Source organism: Ruegeria sp. AM5, from assembly GCF_056540645.1.
This window is the reverse complement of the sequence record NZ_JBQFXC010000016.1, coordinates 19,187-44,776: the sequence shown is the minus strand read 5'-3', so window position 1 is coordinate 44,776 and position 25,590 is coordinate 19,187. Positions and strand designations below refer to the sequence as shown.

Here is a 25,590-nt window from a genome sequence, read left to right as displayed (position 1 = left end):
GGAAGGGGGGACGGGAGAAAGGGCAAGGCCCTTACTCCTCAACCTCCGCATCCAGGAGTTCCATATTCAGGCCGAGACCACGGACTTCTTTAACCAGAACGTTGAACGATTCCGGTACGCCCGCTTCAAAGTTATCCTCGCCCTTGACGATCGACTCATAGACCTTGGTCCGGCCGGCGACGTCATCCGATTTCACCGTCAGCATCTCCTGCAGGGTGTAGGCGGCGCCGTAAGCTTCCAGAGCCCAGACTTCCATCTCACCAAAGCGCTGACCACCGAACTGCGCCTTACCACCCAGCGGCTGCTGGGTGACCAGGCTGTACGGCCCGGTTGAACGCGCGTGGATCTTGTCATCCACTAGGTGGTGCAGTTTCAGCAGGTACTTGATGCCCACGGTCACCGGACGTGCAAATTGCTCACCGGTGCGACCGTCGAACAGAACCGACTGACCGCTTTCCGAGAAGCCCGCACGCACCAGCGCGTCGTTGACATCCGCCTCTTTGGCACCGTCGAAGACCGGGGTTGCGATCGGAACACCACGGGTCACGTTGCCCGCAGCCTCGATCAGGCCATCCTCGTCTAGACCGGTGATGCCTTCTTCGTAGACATTCTCGCCATAGGCCAGCTTCATCGCTTCGCGCACCGGGGTCAGATCGCCGGACCGGCGGTATTCACCCAGAGCGTCGTCGATGTTCAGACCCAGACCGCGTGCGGCCCAACCCATGTGTGTTTCAAGGATCTGACCAACGTTCATACGCGAAGGCACACCCAGCGGGTTCAGACAGAAGTCAACGGGCGTACCATCGGCCAGGAACGGCATGTCTTCCATCGGAACAACCTTGGAAATCACACCTTTGTTCCCGTGACGACCAGCCATCTTGTCGCCCGGCTGCAGCTTGCGCTTCACGGCGATGAAGACTTTGACCATCTTCATCACACCCGGCGGCAGGTCGTCGCCACGGCGGACTTTCTCGACCTTGTCCTCGAAACGGGCGTCCAGAGCACGCTTTTGCACTTCGTACTGCTCGTTCAGGGCTTCAACGATCTGTGCGTCCTGCTCACCTTCCAGTGCCAACTGCCACCACTGACCGCGGGTCAAGGTTTCCAGCAGGTCCTCGGTGATCACCGAGCCTGGTTTGACGCCTTTCGGGCCTTTGACAGCGGTTTTGCCAAGGATCAGACCTTGCAGACGCGCATAGATGTTGCGGTCCAGGATCGCCAGCTCGTCGTCCCGGTCACGGGCCAGACGCTCGACTTCCTCACGCTCGATCTGCAGCGCACGCTCGTCTTTTTCGACGCCGTGACGGTTGAAGACGCGGACCTCAACAACCGTACCGTAGTCACCCGGCTTCACGCGTAGCGAGGTGTCGCGCACGTCAGATGCTTTCTCACCAAAGATGGCGCGCAGCAGCTTTTCTTCCGGGGTCATCGGGCTTTCGCCCTTCGGAGTGATCTTGCCGACCAGAATATCGCCCGGCTCAACATCCGCACCGATGTAAACGATGCCTGCCTCGTCGAGGTTGCGCAGCGCTTCTTCACCGACGTTCGGAATGTCGCGGGTGATCTCTTCCGGGCCCAGCTTGGTGTCACGGGCGGCGACTTCGAACTCCTCGATATGGACCGAGGTGAAGACGTCGTCACGCGCGATACGTTCCGAGATCAGGATCGAGTCTTCGTAGTTGTAACCGTTCCACGGCATGAACGCGACGACCACGTTCTTACCAAGCGCCAGTTCACCCATATCGGTCGACGGACCGTCGGCAATAACTTCGCCCTTCTGGACGGTGTCACCCACCTTGATCAGCGGACGCTGGTTGATGCAGGTGTTCTGGTTCGACCGCTGGAATTTGCGCAGACGATAGATGTCAACGCCAGCGTCGCCCAGTTCCAAATCCTCGGTGGCGCGAATAACGATACGCTGGGCATCGACCTGGTCGATGATACCGGCGCGTTTCGCCTGAATCGCAGCGCCTGAGTCGATCGCGACCTTTTCCTCGATCCCGGTACCGACCAGCGGCGCTTCGGCGCGCAGCAGCGGAACCGCCTGACGTTGCATGTTCGAGCCCATCAGAGCGCGGTTGGCGTCGTCATTTTCAAGGAACGGGATCAGCGATGCAGCAACTGATACCAGCTGTTTCGGCGACACGTCGATCAGGTCCACATTCTCACGCGGAGCCAGAGTGTAGTCACCAGCCTGACGGGTCGAAACCAGATCGTTGATGAACTTGCCATCGGCGTCCAGCGTCGCGTTCGCCTGCGCCACGGTGTGACGCATTTCCTCGGTCGCGGACATGTAGTGAACCTCATCGGTCACCTCGGCGTCTTTAACAACGCGGTAAGGTGTTTCGATGAAGCCATACTTGTTCACGCGGGCGAAGGTGGCCAGCGAGTTGATCAAACCGATATTCGGACCTTCCGGCGTTTCAATCGGGCACATCCGGCCATAGTGGGTCGGGTGTACGTCGCGGACCTCAAAGCCCGCACGCTCACGCGTCAGACCGCCCGGGCCAAGCGCCGAGAGACGGCGTTTGTGGGTGACTTCCGAAAGCGGGTTGGTCTGGTCCATGAACTGCGACAGCTGCGATGAGCCAAAGAATTCACGAACAGCAGCCGCAGCGGGTTTCGCGTTGATCAGGTCTTGCGGCATGACGGTGTCGATTTCGACCGACGACATGCGCTCTTTGATCGCGCGCTCCATACGCAGCAGGCCAACGCGATACTGGTTTTCCATCAGTTCGCCGACCGAACGGACACGACGGTTGCCGAGGTGGTCGATATCGTCCACGTCGCCTTTACCGTCACGCAGTTCCACCAGCGCCTTGATGCAGGCCACGATGTCTTCGCGGCGCAGCGTGCGCAGGGTGTCCGGCGCATCCAGAGCCAGACGCATGTTCATCTTCACACGACCAACGGCGGACAGGTCATAGCGCTCGCTGTCGAAGAACAGGGTGTCGAACAGAGCCGACGCAGCCTCGACGGTGGGAGGCTCGCCCGGACGCATGACGCGGTAGATGTCCATCAGCGCGCTTTCACGGTTCAGGTTCTTGTCCTGAGCCATGGTGTTGCGCATGTAGGGGCCAACGTTGACGTTGTCGATGTCCAGAACCGGGATGTCGGTGATGCCCGCATCCATCAGGTCCTTGACGGTGCCGCCGATCAGGTCGCCGTCTTTATCATACTCCAGGGTCAGCTCATCACCGGCTTCGACATAGATCGCGCCGTTTTCTTCGTTGATGATGTCCTTGGCGACATACTTGCCGACGATGTTGTCGAAGGGCACCAGCAGGTCGGTAACAGCGCCTTCGTCGATCAGCTTTTTGACCGCGCGCGGGGTGACTTTCTTGCCCGCTTCGGCAATCACTTCGCCCGATTTCGCGTCGATCAGATCATATGTCGGACGGGTACCGCGCACACGCTCTGGGAAGAAGGGCGTGACCCAGCCTTTCTTCTTGTCCAGCTTGTAGGACACGGTGTTGTAATACGCGTCCATGATCGCTTCCTGATCCAGACCCAGCGCATAAAGCAGGGTTGTCACAGGCAGTTTACGACGACGGTCGATACGGGCGAACACGATGTCCTTGGCGTCGAACTCAAAGTCCAGCCAGCTGCCGCGATACGGGATGATGCGGCAAGCAAAAAGCAGTTTGCCCGAGGAATGGGTCTTGCCCTTGTCGTGATCAAAGAACACACCAGGCGAACGGTGCATCTGGGACACGATCACACGCTCGGTACCGTTCACGATGAAGGTGCCGTTCGGTGTCATCAGGGGCATATCGCCCATGAACACGTCCTGTTCTTTGATGTCTTTGACCGATTTAGCGCCGGTGTCCTCATCTACATCAAACACGATCAGACGCAGCGTGACCTTCAGCGGCGCGCTGTAGGTCATGTCGCGCTGCATGCACTCTTCGACGTCGTATTTGGGTTTTTCCAGATCGTATTTCACGAACTCCAGAACGGAAGTTTCGTTGAAATCCTTGATCGGGAAAACCGACTGGAACACGCCTTTGATGCCTTCGCCGTCTGTGGGCTGTTCTGCATCGCCGGAGCGCAGGAAAAGATCATAAGAAGATTTCTGCACCTCAATGAGGTTCGGCATTTCCAAAACTTCGCGGATTTTGCCGTAATATTTACGAAGACGTTTCTGGCCAAGGAACGTTTGAGCCATGTCAGATGTCACCTTTCGATGTTCTCAGCGGGCAAAGACACCGTCGGGCCCCGGCATCTTGCACAATCGAGACGACACGTCCGGATCAATTCGTGACCACCGTCCCGAAGGTGGCCTCCCGATCCGAAAACCGTGTCTTAGAAAACGCCCCAGACAATGAGGCCCTTTCTAAGACAGGTTCGGCTGGACCCGGATTTCTCCGGACCCAGCCAAATTTTGCGGCGCATCAGCGATGCACCTGTCGGTTGGCTTAGGCCAGCTCGACTTCGGCGCCAGCTGCTTCCAGCTTGCCTTTGACTTCCTCGGCTTCGTCTTTCGACACGCCTTCTTTGATCTTGCCGCCAGCTTCGACCAGCTCTTTGGCTTCTTTCAGGCCCAGACCGGTGATGCCGCGAACTTCTTTGATCACGTTGATTTTCGAAGCGCCGGCGTTCTTCAGAACGACGTCGAATTCGGTTTTTTCTTCCTCAGCTGCGCCACCGGCGTCGCCACCAGCTGCAACCATTACGGCGCCGCCAGCTGCGGGCTCGATGCCGTATTCGTCTTTGAGGATGGTTTTCAGTTCTTGTGCTTCCAGCAGGGTCAGACCCACGATGCTTTCTGCGAGTGCTTTCAGATCAGCCATTGTATTAGCTCTTTCCGTTTTACAGTGTGTGTTCCAACGTCAGGGTGGTTCCCCTACGCAGATCATTCAGTGCCAACCGCTTACGCAGCTTCCGCCTTCTCTTCGATGGTGGAAAGGATGCTTGCGATGTTGCTTGCAGGTGCGCCAATCGCGCCGGCGATGTTCGAAGCAGGTGCGCCAATGCAGCCAACGATCGAAGCAATAAGCTCTTCACGAGACGGCATTTTCGAAACTGTTTCGACGCCTTTGCGGTCCAGAGCGTTCTCGCCCATTGCACCGCCGAGGATCTCAAAATTCTTATTATCCTTGGCGAAGTCCTCGGCCACCTTGGCAGCTGCCACGGGGTCCTCGGAATAGGTCAGAACGGTCATCCCTGTCAGCAGGTCGGCCATGCTTTCACACGGCTTACCCTCAAGGGCGATTTTGGCGAGCCTGTTCTTGGCAACACGCACGGCACCACCCGCGTCACGAGCACGTGCGCGAAGGTCCTGCATCTCGGCAACTGTCAGACCGGCGTAGTGCGAAACCACTACGACGCCAGAGCTTTCGAAGATTTGGCCGAGTTCCTCGACCACTTTCTCTTTCTGGGCTCTATCCACAGTTCTCTCCAAGTTAGGGGCGATATCTCACCCCGGCTCATATTTGCCGCAGCTTTCGCTCCGGCGTTCAGGTCCGTTGTTACGGGATTGGCCAAAATGCGCCCGAGGATCGTGACCCTCAGAATTCTTTGGTCTTACCCGTCTCAGGCAGGGAATTAAGGGGCCAGATGGACCCACCCACCGTCTTGGACGAAACAAAATAAAGCGCACGACGAATCGCACGCTTTATTCCGCAGGTCTACTTAGGACAGATAGGCCGGGTTTCCAAGAGGTAAATTTAGGCGACTTGCACCTCCCGCGCAGGGGCTGCGACATAGTTGAAACTGTTCTGAGGCATCTCGGTTTCCAGAAAACGAGCCGACACTAAGGCTTGCGGATTTCGCTGCGCGCACCATAGCTTCGCCCCAGCCACGACATAGCGCCTATCCGCATATTGATCTGGACAAGTATTTCTCCAGTTTATCCCGTGACGCAAATGCGACTGTTGCTTGAGGACACGATGATGCGGTGCTTTCAACCGATACTAAAGTCGTGCTGAAGCAAAGGTGCAAACTTGCGGCGCGCCCTTCGCCAAGCGAAATGAAACAGCGGGTCCGGTATCCGCCAATTTTCACCGTAACTCTGCGCCAGCAATGCGGGCGCGTCCTGCGGTAGCATGATTTCCCCACCGTTAAGAGATTTAAGCGGGAAAATCGCGCTTTCCGGCAGATCATAAAGTGAGTACGGATACACGCTAAAGCGCCCGTTCTCCGTCCAAGCCGGAAACAGATCGATATCAATACCCAAGTTATTTTTAACTTTGAATATAGGTATGCTGTTTTTTAGCGAATTGGCATCCAAGCAATCGCTTTCCAGCAATTCTCGCTGATATTCGGCCCATTTTCCTGCAACACCTTCAAGCGTTGACTCACCCAGATACACCGCAAAATCGACATCATCGTCGTGACCAATCAATCCACCCTCGCGAACATGACCCAACAAAGCGCCAGCGTACAGAATGATCGGCTTCCCCAAACGAATTACGGGTGCAAGCTCGGCGTCAAGTTTTGAAAAGATATCATCGCCAGCCTTTTCCCCGAATGTTCTGTTATAGCCATGCGGTGTAATGAAATCGGGGTGTAGCGTCTGCTTCACGCGCTCAAAAAATGAGGCAAAGCGCGCCTCTTTGCCCTGATCCGCATAGCGAGTCTCCATGTGCTTTAGCCTACCGTGCGTCCGGGCAGGCTTTGTTCTCCCATGGCAGCAAAGAAGGATATAGGTCTCTTCCCAGTCATCAAATAGCGCCTGGTTTTCCAAGCGCTTTATTGGTTCCTTTAGCGAATTGACAGCCAAGCGCGTTTTACGAGGCCGTGGTAGTGCAGTTTGTGCCGCAGCATGGGTGAAAACATGCTCTCGAAGTGAGGCAAGCTCCTTGATTAACTCTTCTTCTGTCATTGTGTTTTTTCATAGATCGCGCGGGCGACGATCGCATCTTCTGTTTTATATTTTGCGAAACCACTGCCTTCGACGCCATAACACTTTCGGAATTCTGAGGCTTCCATTTTTGAATCCAGATCCGTCGCACTTACGTATCGCCGGAAATGCGGCGCCGCAATTTTCGTTGTGGCTCGGTCCGCCAACGTTCGATATTCGAACGCTACGACATCGCCAGGCCTGCACTCGCTCCGCAGCGCCCGGATCAGAGCATCTTCTTCATCATCTGTGATCGCATGCAAAAAGAACCGAGCATAAACGCAAACGATTTCAGATCGTCGCTCGGACAACACACGCTCAATCAATCCATCTTCGAGATTGGTCTGAACAAATTCAAGATCGTCGCCGCCCTGCTTTTGTGCATGCTTTTGCGCTGACGCAATCGCTGCCTCAGACGCATCCATGCCGGTCACTTTGAACCCGTGTCGTGAAAAGAAAAAACTGTCACGGGCATTCCCACACCCTACGTCAATGACATGTGACTGCCGATCAATCTCATTTGCCACAAACGCTGCGAATTGCGACGGCAAGGTAAGCTCCCATGACCCTGCCGATTTCGCATAAAACTGGTCCCAAAAGGCGCGTCGATCTTCTGGAAGTGATTTCTGACGAATATTTTGGTTCATTGATGGGTATTCTCGAACAGCTACTACACGGCAATGGGGGAACTGTGTCAGACCGCACCCCCTAGTTCAATCGCTTCTTTAGCCACCGCTGCTGAAGCAGTGAATCTATGTTTGTGCGTATCGCTGCTTTTTAGTCAGCTTAGCTGTAACCGGGTTTGAAATTGGCAAAACTTCAAGATTTCAATTGATGTGCAAGCAACCACGCTATCACACAGCTACAGCCTGTTTCTCATGTGGCACGCAATAAAAATCCCGGGCAGTTCGCACCACCCGGGATCAAGTTCTCACAGCTAAACGCTGAGGCTTATTCGCCCGCAGCAGCCGCCACGTCCAGAGTCACACCCGGGCCCATGGTCGAGCTCAGCGCGATTTTCTTCATATAGGTGCCTTTGGCACCCGACGGTTTGGCCTTCGCAACAGCCGAGATGAAGGCACGGACGTTCTCGACCAGCTTGGCTTCGTCGAAGGACGCTTTGCCAACGCCGGCGTGCACAACGCCGCCTTTTTCCGCCTTGAACTGAACTTCACCACCTTTTGCTGCTTCCACAGCCGCTTTCACGTCCATGGTCACGGTGCCAACTTTGGGGTTCGGCATCAGGTTGCGGGGGCCGAGCACTTTACCCAGACGACCGACGATCGGCATCATGTCCGGGGTTGCAATGCAGCGATCAAATTCGATGGTGCCGCCCTGAATGGTTTCCATCAGGTCTTCCGCGCCAACGATATCTGCGCCCGCTTCTTTCGCTTCGTCTGCCTTGGGGCCACGAGCAAATACAGCAACGCGCATCGCTTTGCCGGTACCGTTCGGCAGGCCAACAACGCCGCGAACCATCTGGTCCGCGTGACGGGTGTCAACGCCGAGGTTCAGAGCGATCTCGATGGTCTCGTCGAATTTTGAGGTTGCGTTGCCTTTGACCAGGGAAACAGCTTCTTCGACCGACAGGTTTTCCTTGCCAGCGACAGCTTCGCGCGCAGCGCGGGTACGTTTACCGAGTTTTGCCATCTTACTTCACCTCGATGCCCATTGAGCGGGCCGAGCCCAGGATGATCTGCATTGCGCCTTCGACGTCGTTGGCGTTCAGATCTTTCATTTTGGCTTCGGCGATTTCACGAACCTGCTTCGAGGTTACGGTTGCCACGGTCTCACGACCTGGGTTTTCCGCACCACGAGGGCGGTTCCGCTTGCCGACCGGCTTCAGACCAGCCGCTTTTTTCAGGTAGTAAGACGCGGGCGGCGTCTTGATGTCCATGGTGAAGGACTTGTCCTGATAGTAGGTGATCACGGTCGGGCACGGGGCGCCGGGCTCCATGTCTGCGGTCTTGGCGTTGAACGCCTTGCAGAATTCCATGATGTTGATGCCGCGCTGACCCAGCGCCGGACCAACTGGCGGCGACGGGTTCGCCTGACCTGCAGGAACCTGCAGCTTCATTGTACCAGCAAGCTTCTTGGCCATTTGGTTTTCCTTTCAACTTAGGTGAAACGCGTTTCACCCAGACTATGTTGCGTGGTCCGATCCGGGATCGCGATCCCAGCAACCTCCCACGAGAGAATCTCGCCCGAAGACGATAGGGGCGGCACTTACAGCGGAACGGCGGGGTTGGCAAGTGGCCTGCCCTGCTCTCACACATCGAATCAAGCCCCCAAGTGGGTCTTATACGCTCACGGCGTACAGATCGTTACTAACAAGGTGCGACTGACAACTCTTAAGAAATTAATATCAATGCAGAATCTGCGCGGTGGTTGCGGGATGGTCGGGTTTCCGCCACCCCCCTCACCTCAATACTCGCAGCTGTGCTATACTCGACGAAATTAGTATTTTTGGTGGAGGTTAATTATGATCATTCGTTTATTAATAACAGTTGGCATCGCGCTGTCATTTGCGGCGTCTTCTCCTCAGACCGCGCGGGCCGATGCTGGCGAGATACTGGGCGGTGCTGTGGTTGGTGGCGTCATCGGCTACGCTATCGGCCGGGATCAGCAGAGAAAACAGCAAGCCCGGACGAGGTCAACAACAACACGCACCTATCGCCCCGGAATTCCGTCGACCACACAAGGGGCGCAAACCCAGACCGCGCTCAACTATTTCGGCTACAATGCGGGTCGCGTTGATGGTCAAGTCGGTCGTGGCACACGGTCTGCGATCGAACGCTATCAGGTCTCGATGGGCTACCCCGTGAATGGCTATGACTTCCAGCCCTATCAGCGCGACTTCCTGATGCAGGCCTATTACTGGGCGACAAGCGGCGGTCAGACGACCACTCAACTCGCAGGCCAACCGCTTTTGATGGAATACCGCCGGCAGATACAAACCGGCTCTGCCCTGGCTGCCGCCCCTCAGGCACCAGCACAAGCCCCAGCAACCACGATTCCGGTTGTGGTTCCTCAAGCTCAGGAACCAGAGCCCGAGGCCAATACAACTGAAACCGCCTCTGCCAGCCTGCCGAGCCTGTTTTCCGGTGGGACCGGAGGCCCATCGCTCGCCAATCGGTGTAGCGGTGTGATGCTGCAAACTTCGACCAATGGCGGCTACACGACGTTGTCGAACATGACGGATGCCGATTTTGCCCTCAGCGAACAGTTCTGCCTTGCTCGCAGCTATGCGATGGCGCGTGGCGAAGATCTGATGGCGGATATCCAGGGGCTGACGCCAGATCAGGTAAGCGCACAATGCGACTCGTACGGTGAAATGTTGGCACCGCAAGTTGATGCGCTGTCGATCAGCTCGAAGGCAGAAGCTGAAACCCAGGTACGCAAGCTTGCGCTGGACTCGGGCCTCAGCCCCGCTGATCTTGCCGCGACAAGCAAGGTCTGTCTGTCGATGGGCTACCGTCAGGACAACATGGACACGGCAGTCGGTTCCGCATTGATGCTAGTCGCGATGGGTGAGCCTGCCTATGGAGAGTTGATCGGCCACCACCTGCGCGAAGGCTTTGGTGTGCAACAGCGTCGCGATCTTGCGATGCAGTGGTACGATGCGAGCCTTTCGGCACTGGATGCCGGTTCGCAAGCCGTCTTCCTGCCGTCCCAGACCGACCGCCCGCAACTGTTGCGTGCGGCTATGGTTCAAGCGCAGTAAGTCGCGCACTCAGTCGTTTCAGCCACTGCGAGGCTGATACAAATAACGCCGCGGTGTCTGTTTGCATCGCGGCGTTCTATCTTGAGGGTGCCACTATGCCGACCCCACCGGAACCGATCCCAAAACAGGACAAGATCGACGCTTTGATCGAGTGGATGGTTGACGGTGCCCGTCCAGCTGGAAATGCGGTCGATATCATCGAAGGTATCTGTACCCGTCTGCTGGATGCCGGTGTCGCCATCGACCGGTTCGGTTTGTTCATCTGGACGCTGCATCCCAATCTGATGGGTCGACGTTTCCTGTGGAAAGCGGACGCTGGCGTTGATCGGGTCGACGCGCCGTCTCAATTGTTCACCGAGGCGATCTACACCGATAACCCCCTGCCGCATGTGATCGAGCGTCAGCAACCCATCCGCCGCCATCTGGAAGACCCCAGCTGCCCCGAGGATTACATCATTGTCGGCGAATTGCGCGAGCAGGGCTTCACCGATTATCTGGCGCAACCGCTGATCTATCTCAACGGCGATACCCATGTCTGCACTTGGTCAAGTGCCACGCCCGGTGGGTTTTCAGAGAGTGATCTAGCGATCCTGAGCCGGGTTCGCGGTCCGCTCGCCCGCCTGACCGAGACCTATATGCTGCGGCTCGACGCGACCTACCTTCTGTCGACCTATGTCGGCCGTAACAGTGGCGCCCACATTCTGGACGGTAAAGTACATCGCGGTGATGGCAGCAAAATCGAGGCCGTTATCCTGTTTGCGGATCTCAAGGGATTTACCCGCCTTTCGAATTCGGTTTCCGGCGATACGCTGGTCCGGCTGCTGAATGACACGTTTGATTGCCTTGTCCCGTCGGTCATGGACCACGGCGGAGAGATTCTGAAGTTCATGGGCGACGGCTTTTTTGCCATCTTCCCAACCAGCACGAATCTTCCGCCAAAGGTGCAGATTCAGGCCGCCATCGCAGCGGTGCGCGAGGGTGTGGCGTCGCTGGCCGAGGCCGATTTTCAGCAAAAGCTAGGCGTGCGCACTGCAATTCATCACGGTCGCTTCCATTATGGCAATGTAGGTGGCGGGGACCGGCTGGATTTCACGGCCATCGGTCCAGACGTCAATTTGGCGGCTAGACTTGTAGCGGCGGCCACAGACTTGGATTGCGACCATGTCCTTTCGGATACAGCCGCAGCATTTCTCCCGACACTCTGCGAACCGGTCGGAACTGTATCACTTAAAGGTTTTGGTGAGGATCAAACTGTCTGGCAGATGAGCACGCCCCAAACGTAAAAAGGGTGCCCATAAGGCACCCCAAACGATGGTACGATGGAAACCAATCAGCTCTGCTTGGTGACCTGCGTAAAGTCCAGCTCGACCGGTGTTTCGCGGCCAAAGATCGAAACCGAAACTTTCAGTTTCTGGTTCTCGTCGTCCACACCTTCGACCATGCCGTCGAAATCCTCGAACGGGCCGTCGTTGACCTTGACCTTCTCGCCGACCTCGAAGCTGATCATCAGCTTGGGCGCTTCTTCACCTTCCTGAACGCGGTTGAGGATCTGGTTCACCTCGGCGTCGCGCATCGGCATCGGGCGACCCTGAGGGCCCAGGAAGCCGGTAACGCGATTGATCGAGTTGATCAGGTGATAGCCCTGATCCGACATTTCCATGTGTACCAGCACGTAACCCGGCATAAAGCGACGTTCGGTGGTGACCTTCTTGCCCCGGCGCACTTCGATCACCTCTTCGGTGGGCACCAGTACCTCGTCGATATCGTCTTCAAGGCCCTGCTCAGCCACCGACGTGCGGATCTGCTCTGCGATCTTCTTTTCGAAATTCGAAAGAACGCTGACCGAATACCACCGTTTCGCCATGAACCTGTCGTCCTTGTTTGCCTTTGGGCTGCGACGCATCGCGCCCTTCGTTGAAATCCTATTGCGTCACCCGGAATAAAAAGCGGCGCGCAGCCCGATTCGCCGCACGCCCATTCCGAATAGTCATGTCACCTACTCTGACATCGCAAGCTGTGCAAGGGGGCAGTCGCGTTTCAGCTTGCCCAAACCGGCTTAGCTAAACGCGCCGAGTACCAGTTGCAGACCGCCGCGAATGCCCAGATCAACCAGAGCAAAGAACACAGCCGTCAGCGCCGCCATGATGAACACCATGACCGTGGTCAACAGAACCTCACGACGGGTCGGCCAGACGACCTTTGCGACTTCTGCGCGGACCTGCTGAATGAACTGGATCGGGTTTAAGGTTGCCATGAGGCTACAATCTCTCTTCTAGCGGATGGGCCGGACATAGCCGGGCATTGCGGCAATTTCAAGGGCTGTTGACGCCTCTGTCAGGGCTTGGGCTTGTCATCCCATTCGTCGCTTAGGATACGGCGCGCATCGCCTTCCGGATCCTCATACTGGTTCGAGCGGACCGTGTAGATAAACGCAACCAAGCCAACCCCGCCCAAAAGCAGGGAAATCGGGATCAGATAGGCAAGCACTTCCATCAGAGTTACCTCAGCCGCAAGGCGTTCAGCGAAACAGTAATCGACGAGGTCGACATCGCCAATGCCGCAATAAGGGGTGTCGCCAACCCGGCAACGGCCAGCGGGACCGCGATGATGTTATAGACAGTGGCGATCCGGAAATTCTCGCGAATCCGACGCGTCGCCCTGACGGCTGTATCGCAAGCCTCAGCGATTGGGGACAGATCATTGCCCAGTAGCACGATATCCGACGCCACCCGCGCGGCATCCAAGGCGCTGGCCGGAGAAATCGAGACATGCGCCGCCGCCAATGCCGCCGTATCGTTCAGCCCATCGCCGACCATCAGAACGTGCCGACCCTGATCGCTTAGTTCCTGCACTTTGGCAGCTTTGTCTTGAGGCAAGGCCTGGGCGATCCAGTTCTCAATGCCAAGCTTGCCCGCCAAGGCCTGAACCGCGCCTTCCGTATCGCCGGAAATCAGGATGACGTCTTTGCCTGCCGCACGGAAAGCCGCGACCGCCTCGGCAGCGCCTGCGCGCAGACTGTCGGTAAAAGTAAAGCGCGATGGCGTCCGCGATCCGATTGCGAGCCAGGCTGCGGTCTGCTCACCATATTCGCCGCCGACCCAGGCCGCTCGACCCAGCCGGACCTGCTGATCACGGTAAACGCCTTCGGTGCCATAGCCCGGCACCTCAACCACGTCGCGCAATGCGGCAGGCTTGATCCCGGCCTCACGCGCAGCCTTTGCAAGGGCAAGCGACAACGGGTGCGAAGACGCTTCGGCTAATGCCAGAGCCACTTGCAAATCGCTACGCGAATGATCACCAAGGTTGGTCAACTCAGGCGCACCGGATGTGAGGGTTCCGGTCTTGTCGAACACCACAGTATCCACTTCGGCCAACCGTTCTAACGCGGTCGCGTGTTTGATCAGCATGCCACTGCGGAACAATCGGCCTGATGCTGCAGTGGTTACCGCCGGCACTGCCAAGCCCAGCGCGCAGGGACATGTGATGATCAAAACCGCCGCAGCGATATTCAGCGCCGTCCGGATATCGCCCGAATAAATATACCATCCTAAGAAGCTGAGCGCGGACAGTATATGCACCCCCGGCGCATAAAGCTTGGCCGCCTTGTCTGCCAGCGAGGTATACCGTGATCGGCCCGATTCAGCGATGGCTACCAGATCCGCCATACGGTGCAGCGAGGTATCTTCCCCGACTGCCGTCGCACGGATTGTCAGAGGGCCGGTCAGGTTAACCTCACCAGCACTGACGTTCAGCCCGGCCTCGGCAAAGACCGGGAGGGTTTCCCCGGTCAGCAGCGACCGGTCCAACTCGGACTGGCCCGAGATGATTTCGCCATCCACTGGCATACGCCCTCCGGGGCGCACCAGAATCAGATCACCCACGTTAAGGCTCGCCACCGCCACTTCCGCTTCGGTCCCATCCACTAGCCGGATGGCGCGCGGGACCTCCAGCGCGGTTAGTTCTTCGGCAGCCGAACGTGCCGCGGCACGGGTGCGATAGTCCAAATACCTGCCCGCTAGCAGGAAGAATGTCAGGGTCAAAGCCGCGTCGAAATAAGCATGTTCACCGCTGAGTGCAGTTTCCCAAAGCGACGTGACCAGAGCCAGCAGTATCGCCAAAACAATCGGCACATCCATATTCAACCGGCGTACGCGCAGCGCGCTCCAGGCGTTGGAAAAGAAAGGCTGGGCCGAGAATGCGATTGCAGGCAGCGCAATCGCCGCCGATATCCAATGGAACATGTCGCGCGTCGCATCGGTGGCGCCGGACCAGACCGACACCGATAACAGCATCACGTTCATCGAAGCAAAACCCGCCACTGCCAACCGCATCAGCAGATCGCGCCCGGCCTTATCGGTTTGCGTAGCCGAAAGCGCACCCGGATCCAGTTCGTGGGCTTCAAAGCCAGCGCGCTCCAACACCGGGATCAGATCATCGGCGCGCGTATCCGGTGCCGCCTTGATCATCGCGCGTTTCAGCGTGAGATTGACCCGCGCGTCTTCAACGCCGGGATGGGCATTCAACTCACGCTCGACCGTAGAGATGCAGGCCGAGCAGTGGATGCCCGGCAGCGACAGCGCGATCTGCACATCCTCTGGGATTGGCCGCGCCGCTTCCGCCGGGGCTGCGATGCAGCCAGGACAGGCTGCCCGAGATGGAGTGGCTTGCGCAACCATCTCTAACCTTTCACATACAGGGGCACACGTTGCGCGAACTCGGCACCATCTTTTGCTTTGGCCACAAGGCGAATGTTCCAGTTCCCTTCGCCCAGGGCAGCCGGAGCGGCATAGGCGATGCCATCAAAAGTAAAGTCCGGCGAGAAGTCTTCCTTCACATGGGTGGCGCGCCCCACCACGGCCTGCAGATCTGCCACTTCAACAGGGGAACCGGTCTGATCGGTTATGTATAGCACCAGCAGCCCTCCGGTCAGCTCGGCCTTGATGTTCCAACCCAGGGCCTGCTGTTCCTTCAAACGTTCATTGAACTCCTGGCTGGCTACATAAGAGTTCTTCACCTCAAGCCCCGGAAAGGTCTTGATTGCACTATAAGCCAAGACGAGGTTCACCGTGATGATCACGCCAAAGGCCGCGACAAATACCGCCAATGCGTGTTTGCCTGTGAATTGACGTTCTGCCATTCTCAGCTTCCTCGTCCGTTGAAACTGGTATCCTTGTAGGCCCGCTCACCACTTTCCAGATCTTCGACCCAGATGCGAACCGAGGTGCTGTCAGCCGCTGCAGGGGCGGTACCCTGCGGAGCGGTGATATAGACGCGGGTCAATTGTGCCGTATCTGCGGTAACATTAACAGTCTCGCCTTCAACACCTTCGATTTCAATCTGCAGCGAAGGATCGCCAGCAATCGTCAGTTTGAATGGCCGATCCTCGCCATGTTTGTTGCGCAGGCGTACATCATAGGTGTTACGGATCGTGCCATCTGAAAGGGTAACGAAAGTCGGATTCCGCACCGGCGCAACCGTCAAATCGATATCCGAACGAATGAACAGCGCAAAGAGCAATGCAAATCCGACCAGTGACCATAGCGCCGTGTACAGGATCGTGCGCGGACGCAGGATGTGTTTCCAAACGTTTTTGGGTGGCTGACCTTCGCGTTCGCGGGCCTCATCACTCAGCGCCATATAATCGATCAGACCACGGGGCTTGCCTATCTTGGCCATCATGTCATCGCAGGCGTCGATGCAAAGCGCACAGGTAATGCATTCCAGTTGCTGACCGTCTCGAATGTCGATCCCTACCGGACAGACATTGACGCAAGCCATACAATCGATGCAATCGCCCAGCTCGCTGTCAGCCGTACGTTTGCCTTTGCCGCGTGGTTCACCCCGCCATTCGCGATATCCGACGACCAGGGTATCCTCGTCCATCATCGCGGCCTGAATGCGCGGCCATGGGCAGGCATAGATGCAGATTTGTTCGCGTGCAAAGCCACCGAAGAAAAATGTGGTGCCGGTCAGAATCAGCATCGTCGTATAGGCCACTGGATGCGCGTTTCCGGTGACCAGATCACGCGCCAGAGTTGGTGCATCCGCAAAATAGAAAACCCAGGCGCCACCAGTTGCGAGCCCGATGAAGAACCAAGCGACCCACTTGGTCAGGCGCAGCCGCGCCTTGCGGAAATCCAGCTTTTTCTGCCTGTGCAGACGCAGGCGCGCATTACGGTCGCCCTCGATCCAGCGCTCGACAAGGATATACAGGTCCGTCCAAACCGTCTGCGGGCAGGCATATCCGCACCAGACCCGCCCAAGCGCCGAGGTGAACAGGAACAGACCCAATCCTGCCATGATCAGCAGCCCAGCGACAAAATAGAACTCGTGCGGCCAAATCTCGATCCAGAAGAAATAGAATCGGCGGTTCGCCAGATCCAGAAGAACGGCCTGATCCGGAAGGCTTGGCCCGCGATCCCACCTGATCCAAGGCGTCACATAGTAAATGCCCAGCGTCACCGCCATGATGATCCATTTCAAATTGCGAAACGGGCCGGACACACGTCTCGGGAAAATCGGCTCTCTGGCGGCGTAGAGACTGGGGGTGGGATTGGAATCGCTCACAGGCTGGCTCCGCAACTGGCTATTCTGAGTGTGTGTTCTTCCAGATCACGAGGCAAGGGACTTTGACATGGGTCAAAACGCGCATCGAGCAGACACCTTTAGACGCGTGAATTACTGCTGGCTTCGCGCTTCGCGCCTCAGCCAGTTGATGAAGATTTTCACGGATCGCCTAAGAGCTTGTTTTTGCGTAACTATATGATACCCGCGCGTATCCGGCTCGGCGAACAGTTCGACGATGCGGCCCGCTTTGATGTCCGCTTCGACGAATTGTCGCACAGTGACGGTGACCCCTTGCCCAGACCGCAAACCATCCAGCAGCAGGTTACCGGGAAGCTGCGTACGCCCCGCGCCGCGTTCGGGTCCGACACCTCGCTCAGTCAGCCATTTTGTCCCCTCAGTCGTGCCAATTTCCTCAAGCCACGGCAACTGCGCAAGTTCTGCCGGGGACCAATCGGTCTTGTTACCCAATAGTGTGGGTGAGGCGACGATGACCATCGGCGTCTGCAACAACATCTCACACTCCACCCCTGGCCAACCGCCAGCGCCATAACGGATTGCCACATCCACCCCACCCGGTTGCAGCTCGACCACCTCAAAGGTTGGATCGAGGATCAGGTTTACGTCGGGATGCGTCGCGCGGAAACTCGGCAGTCGCGGCATCAGCCAAGATGCAGCGAAGGAAGATGTCAGCGACACATGAACCGGGCGGTCCTGAGCCGAGCGAGCCAGATCACCCACAGCAGCCTCGATCGCACCAAATCCAAGCTGCAGGGCACGGGCCAGATGCTCACCTTCCGCGGTAAGTGTCAGCGCTTTGCCCGTTCGGTCCAGCAGAGCCGCGCCCAGATGTTTCTCGAGCGCGCGAAGCTGCTGACTGATTGCAGCGTGGCTAACATTGAGCGCAGCACCGGCCTCGACAACACTTCGCTTCTCAGCGAAGGCCGCAAAGGCCCTGAGAGAGGCCAACGGCGGCAGTGATAGCCAGTCCATATGTAAACCCTACTTACACATTGAAATGGTAATTGAGTCGCATTCGGCGTGCGAAAGGTCAATCTTAAAGCTCAGAAACAACTCTGCACAGGAGGGAAACCATGCTGACCGTATTCGCCAGATCTTTTTTGAACGCGACACGCATCAATACGCCTCACATCTACGATGCGCCAAAGCCGGGCCGTCGCAAGCGGCGCTGGCTGCCCGAACATCATTGGTGGAGAGAAAGCCCGCGCGATGTAAATCTGAACGATCTTTGATACTGGTTTGAATGCCGTATCTGGACCGGCAGAGATTGCAGCCCTATTGTTTGAAAATCGGCACCGGCTGTTCTGGAAACGCGCGAACAGATGGAACAGCCGGTGCCTAGACCTTCGGGCGGGAGACCGCCCGGAGGTGTTCTTTTAACCCTTACTGACCGCCACCCAACTGGTGGACATAGGCCGTCACGGCGCGGATTTGCGCGTCGGTCAGGCGATTTTCCCATGGGGGCATCACGCCAAAGCGGCTGTAGGTGACCGTCTCGGTCAGGGCCTCTTGGCTGCCGCCGTAAAGCCAGATCGCATCGGTCAGATTCGGCGCACCCTGGGAAACGTCGCCTTTGCCGTCATCACCGTGGCAAGCCGCGCAGTTGTCTTCGAACACAATCTTGCCTGCCTGCGCCGCCGCGTCATCGGTCTGGGCGTTGGTCAGGGACATGACGTATTGAACCACTTGAGTGATCTCATCCTTTTCGAGGATCTCACCAAAGGCCGGCATCTCGGAATAGCGCGCGTCGTCGCTTTCCTCGTTCCGGATGCCATAGGCGATGGTGTACTCGATATCCTCAAGCGAGCCGCCCCACAGCCAGGCATCATCCAGCAGGTTCGGGAAACCCGGCGCACCCTGCGCGCCCGATCCGTGGCACTGCGCACACCAGGTTCGGAACACAGCGCCACCAGAGTTAACTGCGTATTGTTGCAGCTCCGCGTCGGCCGAGATTTCTTCCAGCGGCGTTTCCACCAACTTGGCATTCCACGGCGCATTCGCTTCTTCGAACGCGACCATTTCCTGCTGCACCAGCTCGCGCGAGGACCAACCCAGCACACCGGCGGTTGCCGATTGAACCAAGGGCCATGCGGGATACATGATCGTGTAGATCACGCCCCAAATGATGGTCGCGTAAAAGGTCCAAAGCCACCAGCGTGGCATCGGATTATCGAATTCCTCGATTCCGTCCCAGCTGTGACCCGTGGTGTTAGGATCGCCCGGCTGTTTTTCAGGTGTCTTACTCATTGCCGCGCCTCCTTGGATGTGGCGGGTTTGTCGTCGCCCCGACGGGGCGCTGGGGCATCAGCGTGCCGGAACGGGATGTTGGCGGTGTCCTTGTATTCCTTGCTGGCACCAGGGCGGAAAACCCAGATGATGATGCCAATAAAAAACGAGAACAGGAGCAGCAACATCCAGCTATCCGCGAACTGCCTTAGAATTGTGTATAGTTCCATCACACCCTCCTTTAACGGCTTGCGTCCGGGGTGAAGGTCGAGAAATCGACCAGCGTGCCCAGCATCTGGAGGTAAGCAACCAACGCATCCATTTCAGTCAGCTCGGGCTGACCGTCAAAGTTACGCACATTGACCTTGTCGCCATAGCGTTCCAACAATCCATCATAATCGCTGTCCGGATCGGCCTGCGCCCGAAAATCGGCCTGCGCCTGTTCAAGCATCTCGTCGGTATACGGGGTGCCGACCACGGCATTTGCCGCCATGATGTCACCGATATACTTGCCGTCTAGCTTACGATCCTCAAGGAAGCCGTATTTCGGCATCACTGATTCCGGCACCACCGATTGTGGATCGCGCAGGTGGTCCACCTGCCATTGATCCGAATACCGGCCCCCGACGCGGGCAATATCCGGCCCGGTGCGTTTGGACCCCCATTGGAACGGATGATCATACATGGATTCAGCCGCCAGCGAGTAGTGGCCATAGCGTTCAACCTCATCACGCATCGGGCGGATCATCTGGCTGTGGCAAACATAGCAGCCTTCGCGCAGATAAACCTCACGCCCCGCCAGTTCGAGAGGGGTGTAAGGGCGCATGCCCTCCACCTTCTCGATGGTGTTCTCAAGATAGAACAGGGGCGCGATCTGTACGATGCCACCGATGGTCACGACCAGAAAGCTGAAGATCAGCAGGAGGGTCGCGTTGGTCTCGAGGATCTTGTGTTTGTCGAGAATTGCCATTGCTCCGGCCCTCCTTATTCAGCCGGGACCGCGACGGTCAGGCTGGCCTCTTTGGCCGGCGCTTTCCGTACAGTCATCCACAGGTTGTAGCACATGATCAGCGAGCCAGCGACGAACATCACGCCACCTAGCGCACGCACCACATACATCGGGAACTTCGCGGCAACGGTGTCAGCGAACGAATTCACCAAGAAGCCGTTGGCGTCCACTTCACGCCACATCAGGCCTTCCATGATACCGGTGACCCACATCGACGCCGCGTAGAGAACGATGCCAATGGTGGCGAGCCAGAAGTGCCAGCTGACCAGCTGCAGCGAGTAAAGACGCTCACGCTTCCACAGAACAGGGACCAGGAAGTAAAGAGCACCAAAGGTGATCATACCGTTCCAGCCCAGCGCGCCCGAGTGTACGTGACCGATAGTCCAGTCGGTGTAGTGGCTGAGGCTGTTCACAGCGCGGATCGACATCATCGGACCCTCGAACGTGGACATGCCGTAGAAGCCGACCGAAATCACCATCATCCGGATCACTGGGTCAGTGCGTAGTTTGTCCCATGCACCCGACAGGGTCATCAGACCGTTTATCATACCACCCCACGAAGGCATCCATAGGATCACCGAGAATACCATGCCAAGGGTCGAGGCCCAATCAGGCAGCGCGGTATAGTGCAGGTGGTGCGGACCGGCCCAGATATACAGGAAGATCAGCGCCCAGAAGTGGATGATCGACAGCTTGTAGCTGAATACTGGACGCTCAGCCTGTTTCGGGATGAAGTAGTACATCATACCCAGGAAACCGGCAGTCAGGAAGAAGCCCACGGCGTTGTGGCCATACCACCACTGGATCATGGCATCCTGAACACCAGACCAGACGATGACCGATTTCGATCCCCAGATGCTGACCGGGATGGTCATGTTGTTGACCAGGTGCAGCATGGCGACAGTCACGATAAAGGCCAGATAGAACCAGTTTGCCACGTAGATGTGCGGCTCTTTCCGCTTGATGATCGTGCCCAGATAAACAGCCAGGTAGGCAACCCAGACAACGGTCAGCCACAGGTCAACGTACCATTCAGGTTCGGCATATTCTTTCGACTGCGTTCCACCAAGTATATAACCGGTTGCCGCAAGCACGATGAACAGCTGATAGCCCCAGAACACGAACCATGCCAGGTTTCCACCCCAAAGTCGCGCAGCGCTGGTGCGCTGTACGACATAGAACGAAGTTGCGATCAACGCGTTACCGCCAAAGGCAAAGATAACCGCCGATGTATGCAAAGGCCGCAGACGCCCGAAATTAAGATAGCCCTGCGCCCATTCGAAGTTCAGCGCCGGAAAGGCTAGCTGGAACGCAATAAAAGTCCCTGCCAGGAACCCGACTACCCCCCAGAATGCGGTTGCGATCACGCCGTAGCGGATCACGTCATCCATATACTCACCAGAGCGGTCGACGAGGATATCTGGCTCTTCCGTGTTTCTAAGCGTCCAGATGAACAGACCGCCGGCGATCAACATCACCAGAATCGCGTGCACCTGATACGCCAAATCCCGTGCGTAGTTAGAGCCGATGGCAGCGAACAGCACCACCAGCCCAAGCACGATCAGCTTGATGTAATTTGACATATTGCGTCCCTTTGCCATGCCTCGCGCGATTCTTCGTGTCACGCGAAACCTTTTTGACTGCATGCTGTAATGCAGCGAGGTCGCCTTTGACGCTTTGATCTGCATCAAGACAAGCCCCTGTTTTCTGTGAGAGGTATTTTGCAGAAACAGACACGCGCTGGCAACGGACAGCGCCGGAAACATGAGGTCGACATGGCATTTAAATCTCTTCTTACGGTCATGACGGAAACCAAGCTTTCTCAGAACGCACTGGCACAAATGGTGGCATTGGCAGAAGGGCAGGACGCCCATGTCGAAGCGTTGTGTCTTGGCGTCGATCGCAGTCAGACCGGTTATTATTATGCCGGTGCAAACGCTTTGATCCTGCAGGAGACCCTGAGCCGCGCCAATGCCGAGGCGGACGAGATACTCGCCTACGCTCAGGATTATCTGGGTAAGTCGGGCGTGCGCTGGTCCGCTGAAAACGGGGTAGCGCAGATCGCTGATCTCGGGCGACATGTCGCACGTCGCGCGCGCTTTTCGGATCTCGTGGTATTGCCGCGACCTTATGGAAAAGACCGCGACGCAGAAGCTGAACCCATCGTCGAGGCCGCCATGTTCGAAGGCCATTCGCCGGTGCTGTTAGTGCCCGATGATAACAAACCGATTTCGGCCCCAAAAACCGTCATGGTGGGCTGGAACGAAAGCGTCGAAGCGATGCGCGCCATCCGTCGCGCGTTGCCATTCTTGAAGCAGGCCGAACTCACACGGATTGTTGTGATTGATCCACCGCGTCATGGGCCGGATCGATCGGACCCGGGCGGTCTGCTATCTCAGATGCTGGCGCGACATGGGGTGAAGTGCGAAATCGACGTGCTCAGCAAGACCATGACGCGCGTCTCGGACATCCTCAATCGCCACGCTGCCGATACCGAGGCCGATATGATCGTTATGGGGGCCTATGGCCATTCGCGCTTTCGCGAGGCCATTTTGGGCGGTGCGACCCGCAATATGCTGGAGCAATCAGAAATCCCCGTGTTTCTGGCCCACTGACGACGCCAACAAACGCAAAAGCCGCCCGTCTCTGGTGCGGCTTTATGTCTTGCGGATCAGGCCGATCAGGAACAGCAGGATCACCGCGCCGATAGTGGCAAAGAAGATCGAAGAGATGAGCCCTCCGCCAACCGCAAAGCCCAGGGCGGGAAAGATCGTACCCGCCAGAAACGCACCGACAATCCCGACTATAATATTCCCGATCAGGCCGAACCCACGCCCTTCCATGATTTTCCCCGACAGCCAGCCAGCTATCGCGCCGATGAACAGCATGGCGAGTAAACCGCTAAATTCCATAAGGGACTCCCAATTGTTCGAGGGCGGCGGGCTGAGGCATCAGACCAGAAACCCGCCATCGGTATCGTCGCCCGCCTCTTCCATTAGGCGCCCCATATCGGGGATTGTTACATGGCGTTTACCTTCCAGAGTAATGACCTGATCTTTCTTCAAGGCGGAAATCTGCCGGCTGACAGTTTCCAGGGTCAGCCCAAGATAGTCGGCCATCGCCTCGCGCGTCAGTGGCAGGTCAAAGACAATCGGAGCTACCATTCCGGCTTGATGAATCGATGCGTCCCGGCGCGCGATGATCGAAAGCAGGCTGGCAATCTTTTCCCGCGCCGTCTTGCGCCCAAGCACCAGCATCCACTCACGGGCCGCATCCAATTCGTCCAACGTCATTTCCAGCAGGCGCTGCGAGATGTGCGGCGTCGTGATCATCATGTCCTCGAACGGCTTTTTGCGGAAACAACACATCATCAGATCGGTGGTCGCCACCACGTCGTATGGCGCGTTGTCTCGTCCAGGGCGACCCACAAAATCGCTGGGCAGCAGCAGGCCGACCATTTGCCTGCGCCCATCCTCCATCGTCTGTGTCAAAGACGCGATTCCCGACACGACCGAGCCGACAAAATTCATCGGATCGCCGGACCAGATGATCGTCTGCCCCGCCTCAAAGCTGCGGTAGTACTTGATGTTCTCAAGCTCTTCCAGCTCGTCCTTTTCGCAATGCGCGCACACCGCACGATGCCGGATCGGGCATTCTGCGCAATTGGTGTGGTCGAATTGGGCCTTGAGTGTCATTCGCGCTTCCATTTGATTTCGGTCAAAGTACCCTGGGCCCTCCAGCTATAGTCATATCTTTATGACACTGAAACCTCAACTGGCACGGCTTGGACTTTTTGACGCGAAAGTACCGCGTTACACAAGCTATCCCACCGCACCCCACTTCAGCAATGACGTCGGGGCCGATCTGTTTAGCGACTGGATTTCCGGGATTGCTCCGGGCAGTTCAATCTCGCTTTACATCCACGTACCCTTCTGCCGTCGGCTGTGCTGGTTTTGCGCCTGCCGGACACAAGGCACCCAGACGGATAACCCGGTCATCGCCTATGTCGACGTGCTAAAGGCCGAGCTGGATTTGCTGGCTGCACGCCTGCCAGAGGGTGTTACATTGTCGCGGCTGCACTGGGGCGGCGGTACGCCGACGCTGTTGAATGCAGATCTGATGCGTGACTTGGCCGCGCGAATCCTCGAAATCGTGCCATTAGGCCCGGACGCTGAATTTTCGGTCGAGATCGATCCGAATGAGATCGACGAAGCCCGGCTGGATGCACTGGCCGAAGCCGGGATGAACCGCGCATCGATCGGTGTTCAGGATTTTGACGACGAAATCCAGAAAACCATCGGTCGCATTCAAAGCTATGACACCACCCGCGAAGCTGCCGAGATGATCCGCGCGCGTGGTATATCCAGCCTGAATGCGGACATCCTTTATGGCCTGCCCCACCAGACCAAGGCGCGCATGACCGAAAGTGTGCAAAAGCTGTTGTCGCTGAACCCTGACCGGGTCGCACTCTATGGCTACGCGCATGTGCCGTGGATGGCCAAGCGCCAGCAGTTGATTCCATCAGATGCCCTGCCCACACCGGAACAGCGACTGGAACTTTTTGAAACCGCCCGGCGACTGTTCCTATGGGACAATTATGCCGAGATCGGGATTGACCACTTCGCGACGCAGGACGATGGGCTGACCCATGCGCTGCGCGCTGGTCGATTGAAACGGAATTTCCAAGGCTACACGGACGATCAGGCTCCTATTCTGATTGGCTTGGGTGCCAGCTCGATCTCACGCTTCCCGCAAGGATATGCGCAGAACGCACCGGCAACCTCGGCTCATACGAAGGCCATACGCGAAGGGCGGTTCTCGACGTCGCGCGGGCATTTGTTCAAAGGTCAGGATGTTCTACGGTCGCGTCTGATCGAAGCATTGATGTGCGATTTCCAGATCAACTCGACCGAGATTCTGCGCGATTATGATATTTCAACTGCGGAACTGCAGCAAATGTACGCAACGGCAAACGCGGCCTTCGACGGGTTGCTACGCGTGGATGAAAACGGATTGTTCATACCGCCCGAAGCACGTGCGCTGACCCGCATGATCGCGCGCAGCTTTGACACGTATGATCTGAGTAAGGCTGGGCATAGTTCCGCGATCTGAACACTCTTCGGCAGGTCGTTTTTCGCGACCTTCCCTTGCAAACCGGCACGGGGGCTTGACGCATGCCTTCGGTTTTCTCCACACTCAAGG

Annotated in this window: 26 protein-coding genes; 6 read left to right on the top strand and 20 right to left on the bottom strand. The window is 57.2% G+C overall.

Going from position 1 to position 25,590, the window contains the following annotated elements:
- Window positions 1-31: 31 nt before the first annotated feature.
- From rpoB to ACR0AH_RS19975, 5 genes are all read right to left on the bottom strand, one after another.
- Entirely contained in the window at window positions 32-4,168 is a 4,137-nt protein-coding gene (rpoB, locus tag ACR0AH_RS19995) for a DNA-directed RNA polymerase subunit beta (protein ID WP_480593429.1), read from the bottom strand.
- Window positions 4,169-4,418: 250 nt separating this feature from the next.
- Window positions 4,419-4,793, bottom strand: a complete 375-nt coding sequence (rplL, locus tag ACR0AH_RS19990) for a 50S ribosomal protein L7/L12 (protein ID WP_010441182.1) — start codon at window positions 4,791-4,793, stop codon at window positions 4,419-4,421.
- An 80-nt stretch (window positions 4,794-4,873) separates the two neighbouring features.
- On the bottom strand, window positions 4,874-5,392 hold the full coding sequence (rplJ, locus tag ACR0AH_RS19985) for a 50S ribosomal protein L10 (RefSeq protein WP_010441181.1): 519 nt from the start codon (window positions 5,390-5,392) through the stop codon (window positions 4,874-4,876).
- Window positions 5,393-5,905: 513 nt separating this feature from the next.
- Entirely contained in the window at window positions 5,906-6,826 is a 921-nt protein-coding gene (locus tag ACR0AH_RS19980; RefSeq protein ID WP_480593428.1) for a hypothetical protein, read from the bottom strand.
- Window positions 6,823-7,395 carry a class I SAM-dependent methyltransferase gene (locus ACR0AH_RS19975; RefSeq protein WP_480593435.1) on the bottom strand — a complete coding sequence of 191 codons (573 nt, stop codon included), beginning with the start codon at window positions 7,393-7,395 and terminating at the stop codon, window positions 6,823-6,825. Before ACR0AH_RS19975 ends, ACR0AH_RS19980 begins: the two co-directional genes overlap by 4 nt.
- An 11-nt stretch (window positions 7,396-7,406) precedes the next feature.
- Between ACR0AH_RS19975 and ACR0AH_RS19970 the strand changes: the two genes are divergently transcribed.
- Entirely contained in the window at window positions 7,407-7,556 is a 150-nt protein-coding gene (locus tag ACR0AH_RS19970; protein WP_480439580.1) for a hypothetical protein, read from the top strand.
- Between the two features lie 239 nt (window positions 7,557-7,795).
- On the opposite strand, the gene rplA is transcribed toward ACR0AH_RS19970, so the two are convergent.
- The gene (gene rplA / locus ACR0AH_RS19965) at window positions 7,796-8,494 is read right to left on the bottom strand and encodes a 50S ribosomal protein L1 (protein ID WP_010440987.1); all 699 of its coding nucleotides are present in this window, start codon (window positions 8,492-8,494) and stop codon (window positions 7,796-7,798) included.
- Between the two features lies 1 nt (window position 8,495).
- Window positions 8,496-8,945 carry a 50S ribosomal protein L11 gene (rplK, locus tag ACR0AH_RS19960; protein WP_010440985.1) on the bottom strand — a complete coding sequence of 150 codons (450 nt, stop codon included), beginning with the start codon at window positions 8,943-8,945 and terminating at the stop codon, window positions 8,496-8,498.
- 381 nt (window positions 8,946-9,326) lie between these two features.
- On the opposite strand from rplK, the gene ACR0AH_RS19955 reads away from it, so the two are divergent.
- Both ACR0AH_RS19955 and ACR0AH_RS19950 read left to right on the top strand, forming a co-directional pair.
- Window positions 9,327-10,568 (top strand): peptidoglycan-binding domain-containing protein, encoded by a 1,242-nt coding sequence (locus ACR0AH_RS19955; RefSeq protein WP_170398593.1) that lies wholly within the window; start codon window positions 9,327-9,329, stop codon window positions 10,566-10,568.
- Window positions 10,569-10,663: 95 nt separating this feature from the next.
- The gene (locus ACR0AH_RS19950) at window positions 10,664-11,851 is read left to right on the top strand and encodes an adenylate/guanylate cyclase domain-containing protein (protein WP_170732468.1); all 1,188 of its coding nucleotides are present in this window, start codon (window positions 10,664-10,666) and stop codon (window positions 11,849-11,851) included.
- A gap of 47 nt (window positions 11,852-11,898) precedes the next feature.
- On the opposite strand, the gene nusG is transcribed toward ACR0AH_RS19950, so the two are convergent.
- From nusG to ACR0AH_RS19915, 7 genes are all read right to left on the bottom strand, one after another.
- Window positions 11,899-12,432, bottom strand: a complete 534-nt coding sequence (gene nusG / locus ACR0AH_RS19945; RefSeq protein WP_152459924.1) for a transcription termination/antitermination protein NusG — start codon at window positions 12,430-12,432, stop codon at window positions 11,899-11,901.
- 192 nt (window positions 12,433-12,624) lie between these two features.
- Entirely contained in the window at window positions 12,625-12,822 is a 198-nt protein-coding gene (gene secE / locus ACR0AH_RS19940; RefSeq protein WP_170398600.1) for a preprotein translocase subunit SecE, read from the bottom strand.
- 80 nt (window positions 12,823-12,902) lie between these two features.
- Entirely contained in the window at window positions 12,903-13,061 is a 159-nt protein-coding gene (gene ccoS / locus ACR0AH_RS19935) for a cbb3-type cytochrome oxidase assembly protein CcoS (RefSeq protein ID WP_074737762.1), read from the bottom strand.
- Between the two features lie 5 nt (window positions 13,062-13,066).
- Entirely contained in the window at window positions 13,067-15,244 is a 2,178-nt protein-coding gene (locus ACR0AH_RS19930) for a heavy metal translocating P-type ATPase (RefSeq protein WP_170514696.1), read from the bottom strand.
- 2 nt (window positions 15,245-15,246) lie between these two features.
- Window positions 15,247-15,705, bottom strand: a complete 459-nt coding sequence (locus tag ACR0AH_RS19925) for a FixH family protein (protein WP_170406514.1) — start codon at window positions 15,703-15,705, stop codon at window positions 15,247-15,249.
- A 2-nt stretch (window positions 15,706-15,707) separates the two neighbouring features.
- Entirely contained in the window at window positions 15,708-17,135 is a 1,428-nt protein-coding gene (gene ccoG / locus ACR0AH_RS19920) for a cytochrome c oxidase accessory protein CcoG (RefSeq protein WP_170398610.1), read from the bottom strand.
- Between the two features lie 111 nt (window positions 17,136-17,246).
- Complete coding sequence (locus ACR0AH_RS19915; protein WP_170406517.1) at window positions 17,247-18,125, bottom strand: LysR family transcriptional regulator; 879 nt, start codon at window positions 18,123-18,125, stop codon at window positions 17,247-17,249.
- A gap of 101 nt (window positions 18,126-18,226) precedes the next feature.
- Here ACR0AH_RS19915 and ACR0AH_RS19910 point away from each other — a divergent pair, with 101 nt between their 5' ends.
- Window positions 18,227-18,385, top strand: a complete 159-nt coding sequence (locus ACR0AH_RS19910) for a hypothetical protein (RefSeq protein WP_480593425.1) — start codon at window positions 18,227-18,229, stop codon at window positions 18,383-18,385.
- 151 nt (window positions 18,386-18,536) lie between these two features.
- Here ACR0AH_RS19910 and ccoP read toward each other — a convergent pair whose 3' ends face one another.
- From ccoP to ccoN, 4 genes are read right to left on the bottom strand one after another with little or no spacing between them, the layout of a single operon-like run.
- Window positions 18,537-19,400: a cytochrome-c oxidase, cbb3-type subunit III gene (gene ccoP, locus ACR0AH_RS19905; RefSeq protein ID WP_170732475.1), complete on the bottom strand. Its 864-nt coding sequence runs from the start codon at window positions 19,398-19,400 to the stop codon at window positions 18,537-18,539.
- Window positions 19,397-19,609, bottom strand: coding sequence for a cbb3-type cytochrome c oxidase subunit 3 (locus ACR0AH_RS19900; RefSeq protein WP_170398624.1), 213 nt, complete (start codon window positions 19,607-19,609; stop codon window positions 19,397-19,399). The genes ccoP and ACR0AH_RS19900 overlap by 4 nt, the downstream gene beginning before the upstream one ends.
- An 11-nt stretch (window positions 19,610-19,620) precedes the next feature.
- Complete coding sequence (gene ccoO, locus ACR0AH_RS19895) at window positions 19,621-20,349, bottom strand: cytochrome-c oxidase, cbb3-type subunit II (RefSeq protein WP_170398627.1); 729 nt, start codon at window positions 20,347-20,349, stop codon at window positions 19,621-19,623.
- Between the two features lie 14 nt (window positions 20,350-20,363).
- Complete coding sequence (gene ccoN, locus ACR0AH_RS19890; RefSeq protein ID WP_170398630.1) at window positions 20,364-21,971, bottom strand: cytochrome-c oxidase, cbb3-type subunit I; 1,608 nt, start codon at window positions 21,969-21,971, stop codon at window positions 20,364-20,366.
- A 192-nt stretch (window positions 21,972-22,163) separates the two neighbouring features.
- Between ccoN and ACR0AH_RS19885 the strand changes: the two genes are divergently transcribed.
- Window positions 22,164-23,003, top strand: a complete 840-nt coding sequence (locus ACR0AH_RS19885) for a universal stress protein (RefSeq protein WP_170398633.1) — start codon at window positions 22,164-22,166, stop codon at window positions 23,001-23,003.
- A gap of 42 nt (window positions 23,004-23,045) precedes the next feature.
- Here the strand turns inward: ACR0AH_RS19885 and ACR0AH_RS19880 are convergent, their stop codons facing one another.
- Complete coding sequence (locus tag ACR0AH_RS19880; RefSeq protein WP_170398637.1) at window positions 23,046-23,300, bottom strand: GlsB/YeaQ/YmgE family stress response membrane protein; 255 nt, start codon at window positions 23,298-23,300, stop codon at window positions 23,046-23,048.
- Window positions 23,301-23,339: 39 nt separating this feature from the next.
- A complete protein-coding gene (gene fnrL / locus ACR0AH_RS19875; RefSeq protein ID WP_170406526.1) occupies window positions 23,340-24,083 on the bottom strand; it encodes a transcriptional regulator FnrL in 744 nt (247 codons plus the stop codon).
- Between the two features lie 61 nt (window positions 24,084-24,144).
- Here fnrL and hemN point away from each other — a divergent pair, with 61 nt between their 5' ends.
- On the top strand, window positions 24,145-25,500 hold the full coding sequence (gene hemN, locus ACR0AH_RS19870; RefSeq protein WP_480593423.1) for an oxygen-independent coproporphyrinogen III oxidase: 1,356 nt from the start codon (window positions 24,145-24,147) through the stop codon (window positions 25,498-25,500).
- Window positions 25,501-25,590: the final 90 nt, after the last annotated feature.

What these genes read in the sequence shown, in the direction of transcription:
- rpoB (WP_480593429.1), bottom strand. Translation starts at nt 4,168, where the DNA reads ATGGCTCAAACGTTCCTTGGCCAGAAACGTCTTCGTAAATATTACGGC.
- rplL (WP_010441182.1), bottom strand. Translation starts at nt 4,793, where the DNA reads ATGGCTGATCTGAAAGCACTCGCAGAAAGCATCGTGGGTCTGACCCTG.
- ACR0AH_RS19980 (WP_480593428.1), bottom strand. Translation starts at nt 6,826, where the DNA reads ATGACAGAAGAAGAGTTAATCAAGGAGCTTGCCTCACTTCGAGAGCAT.
- ACR0AH_RS19970 (WP_480439580.1), top strand. Translation starts at nt 7,407, where the DNA reads ATGACCCTGCCGATTTCGCATAAAACTGGTCCCAAAAGGCGCGTCGAT.
- rplA (WP_010440987.1), bottom strand. Translation starts at nt 8,494, where the DNA reads ATGGCAAAACTCGGTAAACGTACCCGCGCTGCGCGCGAAGCTGTCGCT.
- rplK (WP_010440985.1), bottom strand. Translation starts at nt 8,945, where the DNA reads ATGGCCAAGAAGCTTGCTGGTACAATGAAGCTGCAGGTTCCTGCAGGT.
- ACR0AH_RS19955 (WP_170398593.1), top strand. Translation starts at nt 9,327, where the DNA reads ATGATCATTCGTTTATTAATAACAGTTGGCATCGCGCTGTCATTTGCG.
- ACR0AH_RS19950 (WP_170732468.1), top strand. Translation starts at nt 10,664, where the DNA reads ATGCCGACCCCACCGGAACCGATCCCAAAACAGGACAAGATCGACGCT.
- nusG (WP_152459924.1), bottom strand. Translation starts at nt 12,432, where the DNA reads ATGGCGAAACGGTGGTATTCGGTCAGCGTTCTTTCGAATTTCGAAAAG.
- secE (WP_170398600.1), bottom strand. Translation starts at nt 12,822, where the DNA reads ATGGCAACCTTAAACCCGATCCAGTTCATTCAGCAGGTCCGCGCAGAA.
- ccoS (WP_074737762.1), bottom strand. Translation starts at nt 13,061, where the DNA reads ATGGAAGTGCTTGCCTATCTGATCCCGATTTCCCTGCTTTTGGGCGGG.
- ACR0AH_RS19930 (WP_170514696.1), bottom strand. Translation starts at nt 15,244, where the DNA reads ATGGTTGCGCAAGCCACTCCATCTCGGGCAGCCTGTCCTGGCTGCATC.
- ACR0AH_RS19925 (WP_170406514.1), bottom strand. Translation starts at nt 15,705, where the DNA reads ATGGCAGAACGTCAATTCACAGGCAAACACGCATTGGCGGTATTTGTC.
- ACR0AH_RS19915 (WP_170406517.1), bottom strand. Translation starts at nt 18,125, where the DNA reads ATGGACTGGCTATCACTGCCGCCGTTGGCCTCTCTCAGGGCCTTTGCG.
- ACR0AH_RS19910 (WP_480593425.1), top strand. Translation starts at nt 18,227, where the DNA reads ATGCTGACCGTATTCGCCAGATCTTTTTTGAACGCGACACGCATCAAT.
- ccoP (WP_170732475.1), bottom strand. Translation starts at nt 19,400, where the DNA reads ATGAGTAAGACACCTGAAAAACAGCCGGGCGATCCTAACACCACGGGT.
- ACR0AH_RS19900 (WP_170398624.1), bottom strand. Translation starts at nt 19,609, where the DNA reads ATGGAACTATACACAATTCTAAGGCAGTTCGCGGATAGCTGGATGTTG.
- ccoO (WP_170398627.1), bottom strand. Translation starts at nt 20,349, where the DNA reads ATGGCAATTCTCGACAAACACAAGATCCTCGAGACCAACGCGACCCTC.
- ccoN (WP_170398630.1), bottom strand. Translation starts at nt 21,971, where the DNA reads ATGTCAAATTACATCAAGCTGATCGTGCTTGGGCTGGTGGTGCTGTTC.
- ACR0AH_RS19885 (WP_170398633.1), top strand. Translation starts at nt 22,164, where the DNA reads ATGGCATTTAAATCTCTTCTTACGGTCATGACGGAAACCAAGCTTTCT.
- ACR0AH_RS19880 (WP_170398637.1), bottom strand. Translation starts at nt 23,300, where the DNA reads ATGGAATTTAGCGGTTTACTCGCCATGCTGTTCATCGGCGCGATAGCT.
- fnrL (WP_170406526.1), bottom strand. Translation starts at nt 24,083, where the DNA reads ATGACACTCAAGGCCCAATTCGACCACACCAATTGCGCAGAATGCCCG.
- hemN (WP_480593423.1), top strand. Translation starts at nt 24,145, where the DNA reads ATGACACTGAAACCTCAACTGGCACGGCTTGGACTTTTTGACGCGAAA.